Annotated in this window: 17 protein-coding genes; 4 read left to right on the top strand and 13 right to left on the bottom strand. The window is 67.8% G+C overall.

Annotated features, from left to right (window positions below):
* Positions 1-204: 204 nt before the first annotated feature.
* The 4 genes from LMA02_RS27730 to LMA02_RS27715 are packed head-to-tail and all read right to left on the bottom strand — an operon-like array spanning position 205 to position 4002.
* Positions 205-972 carry an ABC transporter permease gene (locus LMA02_RS27730; RefSeq protein ID WP_228908335.1) on the bottom strand — a complete coding sequence of 256 codons (768 nt, stop codon included), beginning with the start codon at positions 970-972 and terminating at the stop codon, positions 205-207.
* On the bottom strand, positions 969-1907 hold the full coding sequence (locus LMA02_RS27725) for an ABC transporter ATP-binding protein (protein ID WP_228908334.1): 939 nt from the start codon (positions 1905-1907) through the stop codon (positions 969-971). Before LMA02_RS27725 ends, LMA02_RS27730 begins: the two co-directional genes overlap by 4 nt.
* On the bottom strand, positions 1904-3082 hold the full coding sequence (locus tag LMA02_RS27720) for an ABC transporter permease (RefSeq protein ID WP_228908333.1): 1179 nt from the start codon (positions 3080-3082) through the stop codon (positions 1904-1906). Before LMA02_RS27720 ends, LMA02_RS27725 begins: the two co-directional genes overlap by 4 nt.
* A complete protein-coding gene (locus LMA02_RS27715) occupies positions 3079-4002 on the bottom strand; it encodes an ABC transporter substrate-binding protein (protein WP_228908332.1) in 924 nt (307 codons plus the stop codon). The genes LMA02_RS27720 and LMA02_RS27715 overlap by 4 nt, the downstream gene beginning before the upstream one ends.
* Before the next feature lie 166 nt (positions 4003-4168).
* Here LMA02_RS27715 and LMA02_RS27710 point away from each other — a divergent pair, with 166 nt between their 5' ends.
* Entirely contained in the window at positions 4169-5101 is a 933-nt protein-coding gene (locus tag LMA02_RS27710) for a 2-hydroxyacid dehydrogenase (RefSeq protein WP_228908331.1), read from the top strand.
* Between the two features lie 16 nt (positions 5102-5117).
* Here the strand turns inward: LMA02_RS27710 and LMA02_RS27705 are convergent, their stop codons facing one another.
* From LMA02_RS27705 to LMA02_RS27695, 3 genes are all read right to left on the bottom strand, one after another.
* The gene (locus tag LMA02_RS27705; RefSeq protein ID WP_228908330.1) at positions 5118-5417 is read right to left on the bottom strand and encodes a hypothetical protein; all 300 of its coding nucleotides are present in this window, start codon (positions 5415-5417) and stop codon (positions 5118-5120) included.
* Between the two features lie 83 nt (positions 5418-5500).
* A complete protein-coding gene (locus LMA02_RS27700; RefSeq protein WP_228908329.1) occupies positions 5501-7456 on the bottom strand; it encodes a Xaa-Pro dipeptidyl-peptidase in 1956 nt (651 codons plus the stop codon).
* Positions 7457-8059: 603 nt separating this feature from the next.
* Positions 8060-8398, bottom strand: coding sequence for a helix-turn-helix domain-containing protein (locus tag LMA02_RS27695; protein ID WP_034176340.1), 339 nt, complete (start codon positions 8396-8398; stop codon positions 8060-8062).
* 78 nt (positions 8399-8476) lie between these two features.
* On the opposite strand from LMA02_RS27695, the gene LMA02_RS27690 reads away from it, so the two are divergent.
* On the top strand, positions 8477-9382 hold the full coding sequence (locus tag LMA02_RS27690) for a hypothetical protein (protein WP_166722550.1): 906 nt from the start codon (positions 8477-8479) through the stop codon (positions 9380-9382).
* Positions 9383-9660: 278 nt separating this feature from the next.
* On the top strand, positions 9661-9891 hold the full coding sequence (locus LMA02_RS27685) for a hypothetical protein (RefSeq protein WP_006749871.1): 231 nt from the start codon (positions 9661-9663) through the stop codon (positions 9889-9891).
* A gap of 113 nt (positions 9892-10004) precedes the next feature.
* On the opposite strand, the gene LMA02_RS27680 is transcribed toward LMA02_RS27685, so the two are convergent.
* The 4 genes from LMA02_RS27680 to LMA02_RS27665 all read right to left on the bottom strand — a co-directional run bounded on the left by LMA02_RS27680 (position 10005) and on the right by LMA02_RS27665 (position 13374).
* Positions 10005-11012, bottom strand: a complete 1008-nt coding sequence (locus LMA02_RS27680) for an aldo/keto reductase (protein WP_228908328.1) — start codon at positions 11010-11012, stop codon at positions 10005-10007.
* 62 nt (positions 11013-11074) lie between these two features.
* The gene (locus LMA02_RS27675) at positions 11075-11407 is read right to left on the bottom strand and encodes a carboxymuconolactone decarboxylase family protein (protein ID WP_228908327.1); all 333 of its coding nucleotides are present in this window, start codon (positions 11405-11407) and stop codon (positions 11075-11077) included.
* Between the two features lie 95 nt (positions 11408-11502).
* Positions 11503-12402: a LysR family transcriptional regulator gene (locus LMA02_RS27670; RefSeq protein WP_228908326.1), complete on the bottom strand. Its 900-nt coding sequence runs from the start codon at positions 12400-12402 to the stop codon at positions 11503-11505.
* A gap of 69 nt (positions 12403-12471) precedes the next feature.
* On the bottom strand, positions 12472-13374 hold the full coding sequence (locus LMA02_RS27665) for an alpha/beta hydrolase (protein WP_166722546.1): 903 nt from the start codon (positions 13372-13374) through the stop codon (positions 12472-12474).
* Positions 13375-13493: 119 nt separating this feature from the next.
* Between LMA02_RS27665 and LMA02_RS27660 the strand changes: the two genes are divergently transcribed.
* Positions 13494-14546, top strand: coding sequence for an RNA-guided endonuclease InsQ/TnpB family protein (locus tag LMA02_RS27660; protein WP_228908325.1), 1053 nt, complete (start codon positions 13494-13496; stop codon positions 14544-14546).
* A gap of 143 nt (positions 14547-14689) precedes the next feature.
* On the opposite strand, the gene LMA02_RS27655 is transcribed toward LMA02_RS27660, so the two are convergent.
* Together LMA02_RS27655 and LMA02_RS27650 are read right to left on the bottom strand one after the other, a co-directional pair.
* The gene (locus LMA02_RS27655) at positions 14690-15421 is read right to left on the bottom strand and encodes an alpha/beta fold hydrolase (RefSeq protein WP_228908324.1); all 732 of its coding nucleotides are present in this window, start codon (positions 15419-15421) and stop codon (positions 14690-14692) included.
* Positions 15418-16224 carry a DinB family protein gene (locus tag LMA02_RS27650; protein ID WP_228908323.1) on the bottom strand — a complete coding sequence of 269 codons (807 nt, stop codon included), beginning with the start codon at positions 16222-16224 and terminating at the stop codon, positions 15418-15420. Before LMA02_RS27650 ends, LMA02_RS27655 begins: the two co-directional genes overlap by 4 nt.
* Positions 16225-16262 lie beyond the last annotated feature (38 nt).

Here is a 16262-nt window from a genome sequence, read left to right as displayed (position 1 = left end):
AATGGGAGGCGCATAGTATATCGGCCAATCGTCTTGTGCGTTCGAGCATGGGCTCGAATGAAAGCACGATGTAGGCTTGTATCGACGCGCGCCGTGCGCAACCGGGATCGTTGCACGAACACGCATCGGAGTCCGGATCAAGCACGGCCCGATTTTTTGTCGCGCCGTCTTTCTCGCAGGTAAAGCCGCGACGCCAGGTGCGTGTTACGGCCGCCGCGCACTCGCCACCCGTGCCAGCGCGCCTATCGCATCGCTGACCAGCACGGCGAGCAGCCCGACGATCACGCCGCCCTGCAGCACGAACGCCGTGTTCGAGGTCTGCAGGCCCGCGATGATGACATCGCCGAGCCCGCGCGCGGCAACCGTCGACCCGATCGTCGCGGTACCGAGATTGATCACGACCGCGAGTCGGATGCCGTTCACGATCACCGGAAACGCGAGCGGCAGCTCGACCGACACCAGTTGTTGCCAGCCGCTCATTCCCATCCCGCGCGCGGCGTCGACGACGTCGCGCGGCACGTCCTCGAGCCCCGCGATCGTGCTCTCGAAAATCGGCAGGAGCCCGTACAGAACGAGCGCGATCAGCACGGGTTTCAACCCGAAGCCGACGGCCGGCACCGCGAGCGCGAGCACGGCGACCGGCGGAAAGGTCTGGCCGATGTCGACGACGCTGCGCGCGACCGGCAGGAAATCCGCGCCGGCGGGCCGCGTGACCGCGATGCCGGCCGCGATCGCGACCAGCATGCCGATCAGGCTCGACAGCGCGACGGTGCCGAGGTGAGCGAGCGTGAGGTCGAGCAGGCTCGCGCGATCGTAGATGACCGGCGCGCCGTTGTCCGCGAACGGCGCGAACACGCCCTGCAGCCACGCGGGGCGCAACAGCAGCACGAGCAACAGCACGAGCGCGGCCGCGCGCGCGACGTACGCGGGCACCCGCCGCGGCACGGGTGAACGCGCGGGCCGCGTCGTCATGCGGGCTTCCTCGCGTGCGCGCGGATCGCGCCGAGCGTGATGCGACGCGCATCGTGCCCGTTACCGTCGTCGACCGGCAATGCGTCGACGCCGCGCCACAGCAGCTCGGACACCGCGTCGCGCAGCGTGCGCGTCGCGGCGATCGGTTCGCCGTCGGCGTGACCGGATTCGGCCACCGCATCGATCGGCGTCAGCGCGAGCAGGCGCAGCGGCCGGTCGACGCCGGCGACGAGCTGTTCGACCACGCCTGCCGCCGGCTTGCCGAGAATCTCGGCCGGCGACGCGACCTGCAGCAGCCGGCCACCGTCCATCACCGCGATCGTGTCGCCGAGCTTCAGCGCTTCCTCGATATCGTGCGTGACGATCACGACCGTGATGCCGAGGCGGCGCTGCAGCGCGTACAGGTCGTCCTGCGCCTTGTTGCGGATGATCGGATCGAGCGCGCCGAACGGCTCGTCCATCAGCAGCATCGCCGGCTCGGCCGCGAGCGCGCGCGCGACGCCGACACGCTGCTGCTGGCCGCCCGACAGTTCGTGCGGCAGCTTGTCCGCGAATTCGGACGGCGCGAGGTGAAACAGTTCGAGCAGTTCGCGCACGCGTGCGTCGATGCGCGCGGCCGGCCAGCCGAGCAGGCGCGGCACGGTCGCGATATTGCGCGCGACGCTCCAGTGCGGGAACAGGCCGTGCCCCTGGATCACGTAGCCGATGCGCCGCCGCAGTTGCTCGGGCGGAACGCCCGCGGTGTCGACGCCGTCGATGCGGATCGTGCCGCTGGTCGGCGCGATCAGCCGGTTGATCATCCGCAGCAGCGTCGACTTGCCGCTGCCCGATGCGCCGACGAGCGCGGTGATCGTGCCTTGCTTCATCGTCAGCGACACGTCGTCGACGGCGGCGACGTCGCCGAAGCGTTTGCCGATGCGTTCGATCTCGATCATGCAGTACGCCCCTTCGCGAGCGTGGTCGCGGCTTCGAACACGACGGCGGCTGCCAGCGCGAGTGCAATCGTCGGGATCGCGCCGAGCAGCACGAGATCGGCGGCCGATTGCCCGATCCCCTGGAAGATGAAGGTGCCGAATCCGCCGCCGCCGATCAGCGCGGCGACCGCGGTCAGGCCGATGTTCTGCACGAGCACGATGCGCACGCCGCTCAGGATCACCGGCAGCGCGAGCACGAGGTCGACGCCCAGCAGCCGCTGCGCGCGCGTCATGCCCATCGCGCGTGCCGCTTCGGTCACATGCGGCGGCACCTGCTCGAGTCCGACCGCGACGCTCGACGCGATCGGCAGCAGCGAGTAGAGAAACAGCGCGAGCACGGCCGGCGCGACGCCGATCCCGCGGATGCCGAGCGCGGCCGCGAGCGGCACGTGCGCGGCGAGCAGGCCGAGCGGCGCCATCATCAGCCCGTACATCGCGATGCTCGGGACCGTCTGCACGATATTGAGCACCGGCATCACGACGGTGCGTACCGGCGCGATCCGCGCGCACGCGATGCCGAGCGGCAGGCCGGCGACGAGCGCGGCCGCGACCGAGCCGCCCGCGAGCGAGACGTGCCGGATGGCCTCGCGCCAGAAGTCGTCGTTGCGCACCGCGTATTCGCGCATCACGGAAAGGCCGTCCCACCAGCCGCTCGCGAGCGGCACCGATATCGCCGCGATCGCGACGGCGAGCGCGACGAGGCGCCGCCACGGGCCGAAAGCGAGCCGCGCGAGCGCGTCCGCGACGAGCACGGCCCACGCGAACAGCAGCAGCCAGACACCTGCCGCGGGCGACACGCGCGCGAGCATGTCGTCGGGCGCGACGACGTGCGCCGCGGCCGCGCCGACCGCATAAGCGAGCGTCGCGAGCCACGTGCAGCCGGCCGCGAGCCGCCAGGCGGGACGGCTCGCCGTCATCGCCCACAGCGCGCCGACGATCCACAGCGCGGCGAGCGCGGCACCTTGCGCGGCCGGCAGTGCGGCGAATACCGACAGCCCCGTGCCGGCCGCGATGCGGTTCGGCCGCAGTACCATGAACGGCATGCCGACCACCGCGACGATCGTCAGGATACCGATCAGGATGCCGACCTTGTCGAGCGTGATGCGCCGCGCGGACGCCACGGCGCGACCCGTCACTTGACGAAGCCCTTCGACTTCAAGTAGCTCTTGGCCACGCCGGCCGCCGGTTCGCCATTGATCTGGATGCGCGCGTTCAGCGTCTGCAGCGTCTTCAGGTCGAGGCTCGCGAACACGGGCTTCAGGTAGTCGGCGATCTGCGGATGAGCCTTCAGCACGGCTTCGCGAATCACCGGCGTCGGCGCATAGACGGGCTGCACGTGCTTGTCGTCGTCGAGCACGGCGAGGCCGCTCGATGCGATGCCGCCGTCGGTGCCGTACACCATTGCAGCGTTCACGCCGTCGGTCTGGTTCGCGGCTGCCTTGATCGTCGCGGCGGTATCGCCGCCGGACAGCACGACGAGCTGGTCGGGTTTCAGCTTGAAGCCGTATGCCTTCTCGAACGACGGCAGCGCGGATGCGCTGTTCACGAATTCGGCCGACGCGGCAAGTTTCACCTTGCCGCCGCCCGCGATCCATTTGCCGAAATCGGAGAAGGTCTTCAGGTGCTGCGATTGCGCGACGGGCGCGAGCACGGCGACGCCCCACGTATTGTTCGCGGGCGCCGGTGTGAGCCAGACGAGATGGTTGGCCGCGTAGTCGAGCTTCTTCGCGGTGTCGTAACCCTGGCTTGCGTTCTTCCACGCGGGATCGTCGGCCTTGTTGAAGAAGAATGCGGCGTTGCCCGTGTATTCGGGGTAGATGTCGATCTCGCCGCTCGTCAGCGCCTTGCGCACGATCGGCGTCGTGCCGAGTGCGATCTTTTCGGTGACGGGGATGCCGTGGGCCTTCAGCACCTGCGCGATGACGTTGCCGAGCAGGTTGCCTTCGGTATCGATCTTCGACGACACCACGACGGGCGTGTCGGCATGCGCACCGGGCGCGACGACGGCGGCGGCGAGCGTGAGGCCCAGGATCCGGGCGGGCAGGGCGAGTTTCATCGAGGCCAATCTCCAGGACGGGGGCGTACGCCGAAAGTTACTTGACTGAGCCGGCTTTGGCAAACCGCGTGCGGCGGCGTGCCCACAGCCCGTGTGGGGATTACCCGCATCCGTCATGCGGGCTTGTTACACTGAAATCCGTTCCCGCCTGCGGACACTTGCTGACATGAAGCCAGAACTGCTGGTCCTCATCGCATTGTGCGGCGATGCGCATCGCGAGATCGCCGCGTCGTTCGACGTGCGCTATGCCCCGACCGCCGAAGAACGCGAACGCGCGATCGCCGAATACGGCGGCACGATTCGCGCGGTGCTGACCAACGGCAGCACGGGTCTCGCCGCTGCCGAGATCGACCGGCTTCCGCAGCTCACGTTCGTCAGCGCGCTAGGCGCGGGTTACGAGCATATCGACGTCGCGCATGCGAAGGCGCGCGGCATCACGGTCGTCACGGGCGCCGGCACCAACGACGATTGCGTCGCCGACCACGCGTTCGCGCTGTTGCTCGCGGCGGTGCGCGATGTCGTGAGGCTCGATGCGAAAACGCGCGCGGGCGTGTGGCGTGACGGGCTGCCGATGCCGCCGAACGTATCGGGCAAGAAGCTTGGCATCGTCGGGCTCGGCAAGATCGGCGAGAAGTGCGCGCGCCGTGCGGCCGGCTTCGACATCGAGGTCGGCTATCACAGCCGTTCGCCGAAGGACGCTGCGCCATACCGCTATTTCGACCGGCTCGACGCACTCGCGCAGTGGGCCGATTTCCTGATCGTCGCGACACCGGGCGGTGCGGGCACCCGGCACCTGGTCGATCGCGCGGTGCTCGACGCGCTCGGCCCGGGCGGTTTTCTCGTCAACGTGTCGCGTGGCAGTGTTGTCGATACCGCTGCTTTGGCGGAGGCGCTGCGCGAAAAACGCATCGCGGGCGCGGGGCTCGACGTGTACGAAGGTGAGCCGGAGCCGCCGCGCGCGTTGACCGATCTCGACAACATCGTGCTGACGCCGCATATGGGCGGCTGGTCGCCCGAGGCGCTCGACCGGTCGGTCCAGCAGTTTCTCGACAACGCCGCGCGACATTTTGCCGGGCAGGCGGTGCTGACACCGTTGTGAGCGTGCCGTGCTCCGGTCAGGCCGCGGTCGATCGGAGCTGTGCAGAACGGCGGCAAGCGGCCATGTGAATCTGCTGTCGACGCGCATCGGCGTCGCGTATTCGTACATGCACAACCGGCTCGGGCGCGAGTTTGCGGATCTCGACCACCACGGCAGCATGTTCGTCGCGCAGCCGCTCGTGCGCGGCCGGTATCTCGACCTCACCGCGCGGGTTCAGTACGAAAACAGGAATCTGCACGAAAAATGAGGATCCCGGAATGAGCAGATCATGTTCGCCGGTCTGGAACGGCACGCCGTCGCGGCGGCGGAGCAACAACGCGTTGCTCGGCTGAACCAATGAACCGCGCACCGCCGGGCAACGCGCAAGCGAAGCACGGGGTGTGCGGCCACATTCCAGCGTCAGGACGACACCAGCGGCACCGTGACCGACGTACCTGCCGGATCGAGCGCCAGACCCGTGCCCGGTGTCGGCCGCAGCGTCGCCTCGTTGTCGCTCGACAGCACGACGAGGCCGAGCTTGTGACCCGCTTCGAGCTTGTAGTCGCGCGGCATGAACGTCAGCTTCAGGTCATACGGCATCCCTGGCAGCACGGGCTCCGAGAACCAGTCCGACAAGCGATTGCGCGGATCGGTCCACGCCCGCGTGACGATCGTCGCCGTGCCGTCCGGCGCGCGGTCGACCAGCAGCGCCGTCACGTTCGCGACGCCGGTGAAGGTCAGCCGCACGCGGGCGGTCGCGGTGCCGGACACGCGCGTCGCGGCCGTGAACGGCGCCGTCTCGAAGCGGCCGCGATGCTCGCCGGTCGTGGCGTTCGCCAGCGTGAGCGCGGGGATCGACGCATCGTCGGTGAAGCGCGCGAGCGGGCCGCCGCTCGGCATCCGCAGCAGCGTGCCGGTGCCGGTGCCGTCGCCGCCCGCGAAATACGCGACCGGCGTGGCGTGCCGCGCGGCCCAGTCCGCTTCTTTCAGCAGCGTGCCGTCGGCCTGCTCGACCACCGCGCGCGGATCGCGGTCGACCCCGTTGTCGACGCCGATCAGGTAGCGCGTGAACCAGCGGTTCACCTCCGCGGTCCACGCATCGGCCATCGCCGGCACGCGGGTCGGGTCGGTATGCTTCAGCCGATGCAGCCAGAGCTGCGTCGGCACGCCCTGACGCCGCATCGCGAGATACCACGACGTCGACTGGTCGGTACGCACGTTGTCGTCGGTCAGCCCTTGCGCGACGAGTGCCGGTGCGACCGCGTGCGCGGTCGGGATGTCGCGCGCGGCCCAGAACGGCGAGTAGTTGCCGGTCTTGCGGTCCTCCTGCTGCAGCGCCTCGTCGATCAGGTGCGTGCAGCGCTCCGGATGCGCATTCGTCAGCAGCGCCTTGATATAGACGTCGACGTCCTCGCCTTGATAGCCCTCCGGCGCGCGCACGAGGCCGCCCGAACGGTAGTAGCCGTACATGTTCGACAGCCCGGCGACCGGCACGATCGCGTCGAGCCCGCGCGTGCGCAGGCTCGCGACCATCTTCGGTAGCGTGCCGTCGTACGACACGCCGTACATGCCGACGTGGCCTGTCGACCAGTTCGCGACGACCGGCTTGCCGTTCGCATCCTTCGCGGTCGCATCGCGGCCGAGCCAGCGGATCACCGACGCCATCGCGACGGATTCGTCGCGCGTGAGGATGGTGGGGCAGCCGTCGGACCCGGCGGTGCCGAGCGAATCCGCATAGACGATCGTGAAGCCGCGCTGCACGAAATACCCTTCGATCCATGAACGGCCGGCCGCGGCCGCTTCGAGCTGCTGCAGCATCCGGACTTGCGGCGCGGCGGCCATGATCCGCGCGGACGCGCCGCCGGGGGCGGCTGCCGCCGCGGCGGGATGCGGCGTGCCGTCGAGTTCGACGTCGACGTCGTGGTTGGGGCTGTCGGCGAGCCCGGCGTAGTACGGGCTCGCGAGCACGATCACCGGCGTGCGCGCGCCGTTGGCGGTTTCGGACGGACGCACGATGCGCACGTGAATGCGGTCGCGCGTACCGTCGCCGTCGGAATCGACCGGCGTGTCGACCCACGCGTTCTCCTCGATCGTGCCGCCGGACAGCGACGGTTGTACCTGCCCGTTGCTGATCACCGGCCGGTAGCGTCCGCCGCTGGCCGGATTCGCATACGGGACGCCGGACGGCGACACGCGCCCCGATGCGTTGTCCGCCGATGCGGCGCTGTCGCCCTGTTGATCCTGACCTTGACCCTGCGCGAGTGCGGACGCGCCCGCCACGCTGCCGCCGTCGTCACCGCCGCACGCGGCGAGCGTCGCCGCTGCGACGAGCGCGGGGAGCCATGCGCGACGCGATCCTCTGAAATGAAATTGCATTGCCGACCTCGTTCTTGTGATTGTGTGTGGACGACCAGTCCGCGATACACCCCCTGCGGGCCGGGCCGATTACTGCCTGCAACGAAGAGGAAACTGCACCATCGGAAGAGCGGCAGCGCCACGCATGCGCGTCACGCAGGACTGCGAATCAAATGCACGGTGCATGCCGCGCGTCCTTCCAGCTGAAACGGAACGACATCATTCGATGAAACGGGGATGTTGCGAGCTGCGGTGCTGCGCTGCGGAAACACGACGCGACGCGCGTGCGGCGACGGAATGAAACGGATCGGCGGTTTCGGCCGCGCCGCGCATCGTGATGGCTTGCCGGTTCGCGTTTGCTTTCCGGAAGCTTGCGCAAAACTTATCTCAGTGAAATCGTCGTGTCAAACTTTTTTAACCGCGGGTAAATAAAGTTTCGGCGCGTTGCCGATGCGGGGCGTGTGGTGCGATGGCGAGGCGCATGTTCGGCGACGTGCTTGCAGTTGCTCCGTGTCGCATCGCTCGATGCAAAACGGGCGATGCCGAATCGTATTCGCCATCGCCCGCCCGTTATGTGCCGTCAGCCTTCCTTCCAGTCACGCAGTCATGAACGCATGCGCGCCGTCACCTGTCGTCGGCTTTCGCCTGCAGATCCTTCAATCCCTGAATCACGACCAGCAGTGCGCGCCCGTGCTCGTCGGAGCCGTCCCAGGCGTCGACGATCGCGTCGCGCAGCAGATCGTTGTAACGGCGGCGCGCCGGGCCGGTATCGACGCCGTAGAAACTGCATAGCTTGTTGAATGGCGCACTGCGCCGCAGCCGATGTCCGTTCGACAGCCGCAGGCGCGAGACGGTCGGCTGACTGACCCCGGAAAGTCGCGCGATTTCGCTGGACGAGCGCGTGTCCGCCATCAGACGGCGTAACAGGTCTTGTACAGGAAAATCGTGGTCCGGGGCTTCCATGCGATGCATTATACCTATACAGTTACGGTTGTTGAATGGGCTTGCTGTCACCAGCGAGGCTGTATCCCGAGAAAGTCGATGACACTGAAACATCTCCCTCCCACGTTCTGCTGGACGAAGATCGGTACCGAGTCCGGCGAGGAACTGCCGACCGTCGTGCTCCGCAAGGAATGGGAGCGCCGGCTCGGGGGCGGGCGTTTTCTGTGGGGCATCAACCAGCCGCTCGGCAGCAGCGCGCAAGTCGCCGCGCATCGCACGGGCTCGCTGCTCGCGCTGTTTTCGCCGGTCGCGTCGCGCCCGCGTTCGGGCGAGCGCAGGCGCGAGGACGCGCTGCTGTGGAATGCATGGGTCGATGCCAGCGGCCAGGTGCGGCCGCTGCCGCCGCACACGTTCATCGCGAGCCGCTCGACGCTGCCGTCGGGTCGCCGCCGCGAACAGCACTACGCGCTCGTCTGCGTATCGTCCACCGCGCTGACGGTCGGCACGCAATTGCGTGTGTTCCCCGACCACCTGCGCAGCGTGAGCACCGGCAAGCCGCTCGGCGTCGCGCAGGGCGCGGCCGTGGTCGACTGCATCGGGCGTGCGAAGGAGCAAACCGGCAAGAGCTATCCGCTCGCGCTGTCGGTCGAACTCGAAGCACCGTATTTCGTGCGGCTCGCGCAGCCGTGCGTGCTGAAGGCGCGCGATCTCGCCGACGTGAACAAGGCGACGCGAGCCGGCGATTTCGATCGCTTCGTCGAACTGGTCGCGCGCTTGCGCGGCCGGTCGCCGACGGATGCCGTGCGCGGCGTCACGCGCGACCTGTTCGATGTGCCGCCGATCGAAACGGCGGCCGCCTATGTCGCGCCCACGCATGCCACGCGGCTGCGCAGCCGGCCGGCGGTCGAGCATCCGCGCGAGCTCACCGGTGATCTGTTCGATCTGTCGTCCGGTGAAGCGGCCGCGTTCGGCGGTCTCGCGCATCCGCGCATCGGGCGCGCGTGACGTTCGCGCCGCTCATGGGCGGCGCGTGATGCGGGCAGGAAAACTGATGCACGCGCAACGACACGTGCCGGTGTGGCCGCCATCTCGGCGCGCGCAAGAATTTGTTGCAATCTCGCCGTAGCGGATCGGCGAGCGTCGCGCGACAATCGCCAGGGAAGCACGCCGCACGGTGGCCGTGCGTCGACAGGCTGCCTGCCGTCGTTCACGCCGCCGACATGCGCAACACACACACTGAGCGTCGGCTTGCTTCACACAGCAACCCTGAGGGAGAAGTGTCGATGTCGACCCACATCTGTTCGCGGGAAGCACGGGCTGCACAACGCTTCGTCGAAGCGACGCGCAACGTCGATCAGGCGTTTCGCGCGGTGCGCGGCGAAAGCGACGACGACATCTCGTCCGGCGAATATGCACGCGCGATGTCGCGTCTCGATCGCGCGCTGGACGAGCTGGCGCGTGCGCAGGAATTCTTCGATCGCGTGGTGAACGCCGACGCGGCGCACGGCAACTGAATTCGCGGCTTCCGCTTTCGCCGCCGTCGTTTTCCGTTTTTCGTTTTCGTTTTTTTTTGCCGCGTCGCGCTACGCCCGGCGTGCCGACGTGCCACCGCGTCGGCAGACGAACCTCACATCTTTCGCCCTTCGACCGGATAGCCGGGATCCGTATAACCGTGCGTCGACGCATGTCCCGGCGGCACCAGCGAATCGACGAAGCGTTCGTCGTCGGGGCCGAGCTCGAGCGTCAGCGCATCGATGTAGCTGTCCCAGTGCGCCTCGGTGCGCGGCCCGGCGATCGTCGAGCTGACGATCCGGTTCTTCATTACCCACGCGAGCGCGAACGCGACGGACGTCGTGCCGCGCGCCGCCGCATGCGCGGCCACCTGCTGCGCGATGTGCAGCGACTCGGGCCGCCATTCCGTCTGCTGGATGCGCCGGTCGCCGCGGCCCACACGCGAATCGGCGGGCGGTTGCGTGTCCGGCGCGTATTTGCCGGTCAGCACGCCGCGCGCGAGCGGGCTGTACGGAACGACGCCGATGCCGTAATGCGCGGCCGCCGGCAACTGTTCGACTTCGGCCGTGCGATCGACCAGGTTGTACAGCGGTTCGCTCGCCACCGGACGATCGATGCCGAGCTGGTCGGCGACGCGCACGATTTCGGCGATGCGCCAGCCCTTGAAGTTCGACAGCCCGACGTAGCGCACCTTGCCTTGGCGGATCAGGTCGGCCACCGCGCGCATCCCTTCCTCGAGCGGCGCATCGGTCAGCGTGCGATGGAAATACAGGATGTCGATGTAATCGGTGCCGAGCCGCTTCAGGCTCGCGTCGACCGATTCGTAGATCCATTTGCGCGACTGGCCCTGACGGTTCGGCCCGGCATCCGGTCCGGCCGGATAGCCGAACTTCGTCGCGACGACCCAGCTGTCGCGATGCCGTGCGATCGCACGGCCGACGATTTCTTCCGAGCGTCCGGCGTGATAGACGTCGGCCGTGTCGATGAAGTTGACGCCCTGGTCGAACGCCTTGTCGATGATGCGCGCCGACGTCGCTTCATCGGTTTCGCCGCCGAACATCATCGCGCCGAGACACAGCGGCGACACCTTCAGCGCGCTGCGCCCGAGATAGCGGTAATCCATGCAAGAGGCTCCATGCGGGCGAGCGCCCGCGTTGGTTCAGGTTGGTTGAATCAGTGCGCGCGTCACGCCGGCACGCCCGCTTCGTCGAACACGCGCTTCGCGATCGGCAACGCCGAGCTGGCGGTCGGCCAGCCCGAATAGAACGCGAGGTGCGTGATCGCTTCGATCAGCTCGTCGCGCGTGATGCCGTTGTCGAGCGCTTTCTTCAGATGGAACGGCAGCTCGTTCACGCGATACAGCGCGACGAGGCTCGCGACCGTGATCAGGCTGCGATCGCGGGGCGACAGGCCGGGGCGTTGCCACACGTCGCCGAACAGCACGTTGTCGGTGTAGTCGGCGAGCGCCGGTGCGATTGCGCCGAAGGCCTGGCGCGCGGCGGAAGTCGGTTCGGACATCAATGGCTCCGGGGACGTTGAAGACATCGACGATGGTAGCCACCGAAGTGCTTATCGATAATCCCCAGGAATGTGCATGCACTTATCGAACCGGTTCATGAATGGCCGGGATGGCGCAGCGCGTCGACGATCAGCGCGAATGCGCGAGACGATTGCCGCCGGCTCGCGTAGTACAGGTGATGGCCTGGAAACGTCGGACACCAGTCGTCGAGCACACTGACGAGCCGGCCGGCCGCGACGTGCGGCGCGGCGAGTTCGGCCGGCACGTAGGCGAGGCCGTAACCGGCGAGCGCCGCGTCGAGCATTTCATAGGTGCCGTTGAACGTGACCTGGCCGTCGACGCGCACCTGCAGCGTGTCGTCGCCGCGCGCGAGTTCCCACGCGTACAGCGCGCCGTGCGTCGGCAGGCGCAGGTTGATGCAGTCGTGCGCGACGAGATCCTGCGGCGTCGCCGGCGGCTCGCGTTCCGCGAAATACGCGGGCGCGCCGACGATCGCCATTTTGAGGTCGGGCGAGATGCGTACCGCGATCATGTCCTTTGCGACCTGGTCGCCGAGCCGCACGCCGATGTCGAAGCGTTGCGCGACGATGTCGGACAGCCCGTAGTCGGTCACGAACTCGACCTTCAGCTCGCGGTAGTCGCGCAGGATCGGCGACAGCCTCGGCCACAGCAGCGTGCGGATCACGTAGTCGGTCGCGTTGATGCGCACGGTGCCGGCCGGCTTGTCGCGCAGCTCGGCGAGCGCCGACAGTTCGGCCTCGATTTCGTCGAAGCGCGGCGCGAGATTCTGCAGCAGACGCTCGCCGGCTTCGGTCGGCGCCACGCTGCGTGTCGTGCGCGTGAGCAGCCGCACGCCGAGACGCGTCTCGAGCGAACGGATCGTATGGCTGAGTGCGGATTGCGACACGCCGAGCCCGGCGGCCGCGCGCGTGAAGCTGCGCTCGCGCGCGACGGCGATGAAGGCAAGCAGGTCCGCAAAGTTGTCGCGCGGCATGGAGGAAGTCGGGTGGTCGATGCTTGCGCATCCTACCATCGAGCCTGCCGAGCGATGCGCCGGCGCGCGTCAGCCGGCCTGCGTCATGCGCGCCGGATGGCCCGCGAAGCGGGTGTGCGGATCGTACGCATAGCCGCCGTGCTGGAACGACGTCGCGAAGAACCGCATCTGGTAGCCGATCGCGTGCGCCCAGTAGTCCCACGTATGGCCGCCCGGACGCTCCGCATAATCGTGCGGCACGCCGAGCGCGACGAGCCGTTCGTGCAGCGTGCGGTTCGAGCTGACGAACGCGTCGTCGCGGCCGCAGTCGATCGTCAGGTCCAGATGCGCGCGGACGAACGCGCGCGCGCTTTCGACGATCGCGTTGCGGTTCCAGAACGACGCGTGGCGGCCGGGGTCGCCGAATACGTGGTCGATGCCGGGTTCGTCCTCGCAGCAGCGCGGATCGACCGCGCCGCTGATGCTGCCGACCGCGCCGAACGTGTCGGGCCGGTCGAGCGCGATGCGCAGCGCGCCGAAGCCGCCCATGCTGAGCCCGGTGATCGCGCGCGCGCCCTTGGTCGCGATCGTTCGGAAGTGCATGTCGACATAGGACACGACTTCGTCGCCGACGAAGGTTTCGTAACGGCTGCCCGAGTCGAACGGGCTGTCGATGTACCAGCTTTCGTGGCCGCCGTCGGGCATCACGAGGATCACGCGGTAGCGATCGGCCAGCGCGGCGATGCGGGTATTCGCGGTCCAGTCGGTGTGGTCGCCGCCGGAGCCGTGCAGCAGGTAGACGACCGGAAAGCGTTCGACGCCGCGTTCCGGGCCGTGGCGCAGGCGCGCGTAGTCGTCGGGCAGCACGACGGTCGCCTTGAGCGTCTCGTTCATCGCGGCACTCGGAATCGCGACGACCCGCGCCTGAAAGGCGATGGCCGGGCCCGCGACGGCGAGCAGCAGCACTAGCCACAACGCGCGTATCAGGTTCATCAGAATTTGCTCCGAGAAACCCCGCCATTTCCCCCAAGGGGACTTCCTTCGGGGCGGATGGCGGGAAGGAAAGGCGTGCGGTTGACAGGCAGCTTCTTCCACGGGTTAGGATCACCGGCATGATTCTTGTCTACCGCTACCGCGTGAAGTCGCTCAACGGACTGCTCAACAAGCAGAGCCGTGCGGTGAACTACGTCTGGAACTTCTGCAATGACACGCAGAAGCATGCGCTCAAGTGGAGCAAGAAGTGGCCGACGGGATTCGATCTGAACGTGCTGACGACGGGGAGCAGCAAGGCGCTCGGCATCCACTCCGGCACGATCAACGCGACGTGCGAGCAATACGCGAAGTCGCGCAGCCAGCACCGTCGGCCCTACCTGCGCTATCGCGGCAGGAAATCGCTGGGCTGGGTGCCGCTGAAGGGGCGTGACCTGAAGCGCGAGGGTGACGCGTTCCGTTTCGCCGGCAACACGTTTCGCGTGTTCAACAGCCGACCGCTTCCCGAAGGCAAGATCAAGGACGGGACCAACTTTGCGCAGGATGCACGCGGCAACTGGTTTCTCAACATCGCGATTGAGATGCCGGATGTTCAGGCCCGCCCGATCCATTCCGGTGTCGGCATCGATCTCGGCTTGAAAGACTTCGCCACACTTTCGACCGGCGAGAAGCTGCGCAATGACCGATTCGGCCGACGCGCGGCGGAGAAACTGGCGAAAGCTCAACGGGCGCGCAAGCACAAGCGACATATCGCGAAGCTGCACGCCAAAGTGGCGAATGCCCGTGCCGATTTCCAGCACAAGCTCGCGCTCGATCTGGTGCGGCGTTTCGATTACCTCGCGGTCGGCAACGTGTCGGCCGCGAAGCTCGCCAGAACCAGGATGGCGAAGAGCGTCTACGACGCATCCTGGTCGTCCTTCCGAAACAAGCTCCGTTACAAGGCGATGGCGCACGGGGCCACGTTCGAGGAAGTCGACGAAAGCGGTTCTACCCAGTCCTGTTCGTCGTGCGGGTCGAAAGACAGCACGACGCGGCCGAAAGGTATCGCGGGACTGCGAATAAGAGAGTGGGCCTGCGATGGCTGTGGTGTCGTGCATGATCGAGATACCAACGCTGCGCTGAACATTCTCCGATGCGGACGTGCATCGCCAAGTGTGGGAATCACCTGCCTTTAGGCGGGTGAGGACGTCAATGAGCCTCGCATCGGGAAAACCCTGTACGGCGACTCTAGCAACCGTGCCTTTCAACCATATTTCGGCGAAACCTACGGGTTGTCAGGTGGTTGGGGCGCAGCCAAACGGCGGGGCAGCCGCGCGCGTCAGCCGAGACAGCGCGCGAGCGTCTCCCGCAACGCGGCGGGCCGTTCGGCTGGTATCAGGTGCCCGCAGCCATCGATCGTTTCGAAGCCGGCACAGCGTGCGAGCGCCCAGTCCGGCACATGCCAGCCCGCACGCGAGCGTTCGCCGGCGACTAGCCACACCGGATGGCGCTCGAATACTTCAGCGAGCGCCTGCAGATAACCGGATTCGCCGGTCGTCGCGACGACCGAGCGGCCCATCGCGCGCAGCGTCGATGCCGGCTGATGTGCAAGCCAGCGGCGCGCGTCGTCGAGCTGGCACGGCGACGGATCGTCGATCGCGCCGCGCAGCCAGCCGAGCGGGTCGCCGCGCAGTTCGTCGAGCATCGCGTCGGCTTGCGCGGGCGACATGCGGCCGACCGACGCCGACCAGAACGCATCGTCGAGCGTGAAGTTGCCTTCGACGTTGGCGATCCGGCGCACGCGTGCCGGATGCGCATGCGCGAACAGCATCGCGATCGCGCCGCCCACCGAGTGACCGACGAGGTCGACCGGCTGCGCGCCGTAGTGCGAGTCGACGGCCTGCCGCACGTGCTCGACCTGCGCGGCGAGCGTGATCGCGTCGAACGGCGCGGCGCGGTGGATACCGTAGCCAAGCAGGTCGGGGGCGAGATGCGGGCCGGGCCATTCGGGCACGTCGAACGTACCGATGAAACCGTGGACGAAGACGACGGGCGGGGTGGGGGCGCTCATTCCGCGGCCGGGGAAGCAAGGGGCGGCAATTCGAGTTCGGCGAGCAGTTCGTCGAGTTCGAGCACGTGCGTGAGGTCGTGGTCGAGCAGTTCGCGCACGAGTTCGTCGAGCGACATCCGGCGCATGCCGTCGCGCAGCCCGCAGCGTGCGAGTTCAGACGGTTGCAGCGCGGCCGCCGTCGCGCACAGCGCGGCGCGTCCGGTGCGGAATGCGGCGAGCGTGTCGTCGAGCGGCTGGGCGAGGTAGTCGTGCTGCGCGGCGAGAGCGGTGCCGTCGACGGACGCGATCACCGGCAGCTCGTGCGTGCGCACGGCATCGATGCGTTCGGCGAACACCGCGTCGAGGTCGCGCAGGTGGCACGCATGTTCGACGAGCGAGAAGCCCGTGCCGGCCGGGCGGCGCGTGACGAGCGCGGCGGGAACGTGCGCGGCATACGCGGCGATCCGGGCGGGCATCGCGGCCAGCGCGGCGACGACGTCGGCGAACGGGCGCACCTGCGGATACGCGCTGAATACCGCGCCGTAGCTGAACAGCGCGCCTCCGAGCCGGCCGCGCGGCTGTACGACGTCGTGCCCGTGACGGCGCATCACGTCGGCGACCATCGCGCCGCAAAATTGCCGGGCCGTCGTGTCGGCTTCGATTTCGGGGAATTTGCGCGCGATCTCGTGCTGGATCGCACCGATCGCGGCGACGCCGACACGCGACAGCGCCGCGAATTCGACATAGCGCTCGGGCTGCGCGATCAGCGCTTCGAGCTGCGCGCCGAGCGGCGTCGCGCGAAAACGGTCGAAACGGGAATGCATGACGATAGGGCCTCGCCAAGTAACGTGACAAAACGATA

Origin of the sequence: Burkholderia sp. B21-005 (assembly GCF_020843965.1) — a bacterium.
Classification (GTDB): domain Bacteria; phylum Pseudomonadota; class Gammaproteobacteria; order Burkholderiales; family Burkholderiaceae; genus Burkholderia; species Burkholderia ambifaria.
This window is presented reverse-complemented; position numbering and strand designations above follow the sequence as displayed.

Coding starts and splice junctions, on each gene's coding strand:
- LMA02_RS27665 (WP_166722546.1), bottom strand. CDS start 13,374: ATGAACCTGATACGCGCGTTGTGGCTAGTGCTGCTGCTCGCCGTCGCG.
- LMA02_RS27680 (WP_228908328.1), bottom strand. CDS start 11,012: ATGGATTACCGCTATCTCGGGCGCAGCGCGCTGAAGGTGTCGCCGCTG.
- LMA02_RS27675 (WP_228908327.1), bottom strand. CDS start 11,407: ATGTCCGAACCGACTTCCGCCGCGCGCCAGGCCTTCGGCGCAATCGCA.
- LMA02_RS27670 (WP_228908326.1), bottom strand. CDS start 12,402: ATGCCGCGCGACAACTTTGCGGACCTGCTTGCCTTCATCGCCGTCGCG.
- LMA02_RS27690 (WP_166722550.1), top strand. CDS start 8,477: ATGACACTGAAACATCTCCCTCCCACGTTCTGCTGGACGAAGATCGGT.
- LMA02_RS27730 (WP_228908335.1), bottom strand. CDS start 972: ATGACGACGCGGCCCGCGCGTTCACCCGTGCCGCGGCGGGTGCCCGCG.
- LMA02_RS27650 (WP_228908323.1), bottom strand. CDS start 16,224: ATGCATTCCCGTTTCGACCGTTTTCGCGCGACGCCGCTCGGCGCGCAG.
- LMA02_RS27700 (WP_228908329.1), bottom strand. CDS start 7,456: ATGCAATTTCATTTCAGAGGATCGCGTCGCGCATGGCTCCCCGCGCTC.
- LMA02_RS27660 (WP_228908325.1), top strand. CDS start 13,494: ATGATTCTTGTCTACCGCTACCGCGTGAAGTCGCTCAACGGACTGCTC.
- LMA02_RS27710 (WP_228908331.1), top strand. CDS start 4,169: ATGAAGCCAGAACTGCTGGTCCTCATCGCATTGTGCGGCGATGCGCAT.
- LMA02_RS27725 (WP_228908334.1), bottom strand. CDS start 1,907: ATGATCGAGATCGAACGCATCGGCAAACGCTTCGGCGACGTCGCCGCC.
- LMA02_RS27715 (WP_228908332.1), bottom strand. CDS start 4,002: ATGAAACTCGCCCTGCCCGCCCGGATCCTGGGCCTCACGCTCGCCGCC.
- LMA02_RS27685 (WP_006749871.1), top strand. CDS start 9,661: ATGTCGACCCACATCTGTTCGCGGGAAGCACGGGCTGCACAACGCTTC.
- LMA02_RS27655 (WP_228908324.1), bottom strand. CDS start 15,421: ATGAGCGCCCCCACCCCGCCCGTCGTCTTCGTCCACGGTTTCATCGGT.
- LMA02_RS27695 (WP_034176340.1), bottom strand. CDS start 8,398: ATGGAAGCCCCGGACCACGATTTTCCTGTACAAGACCTGTTACGCCGT.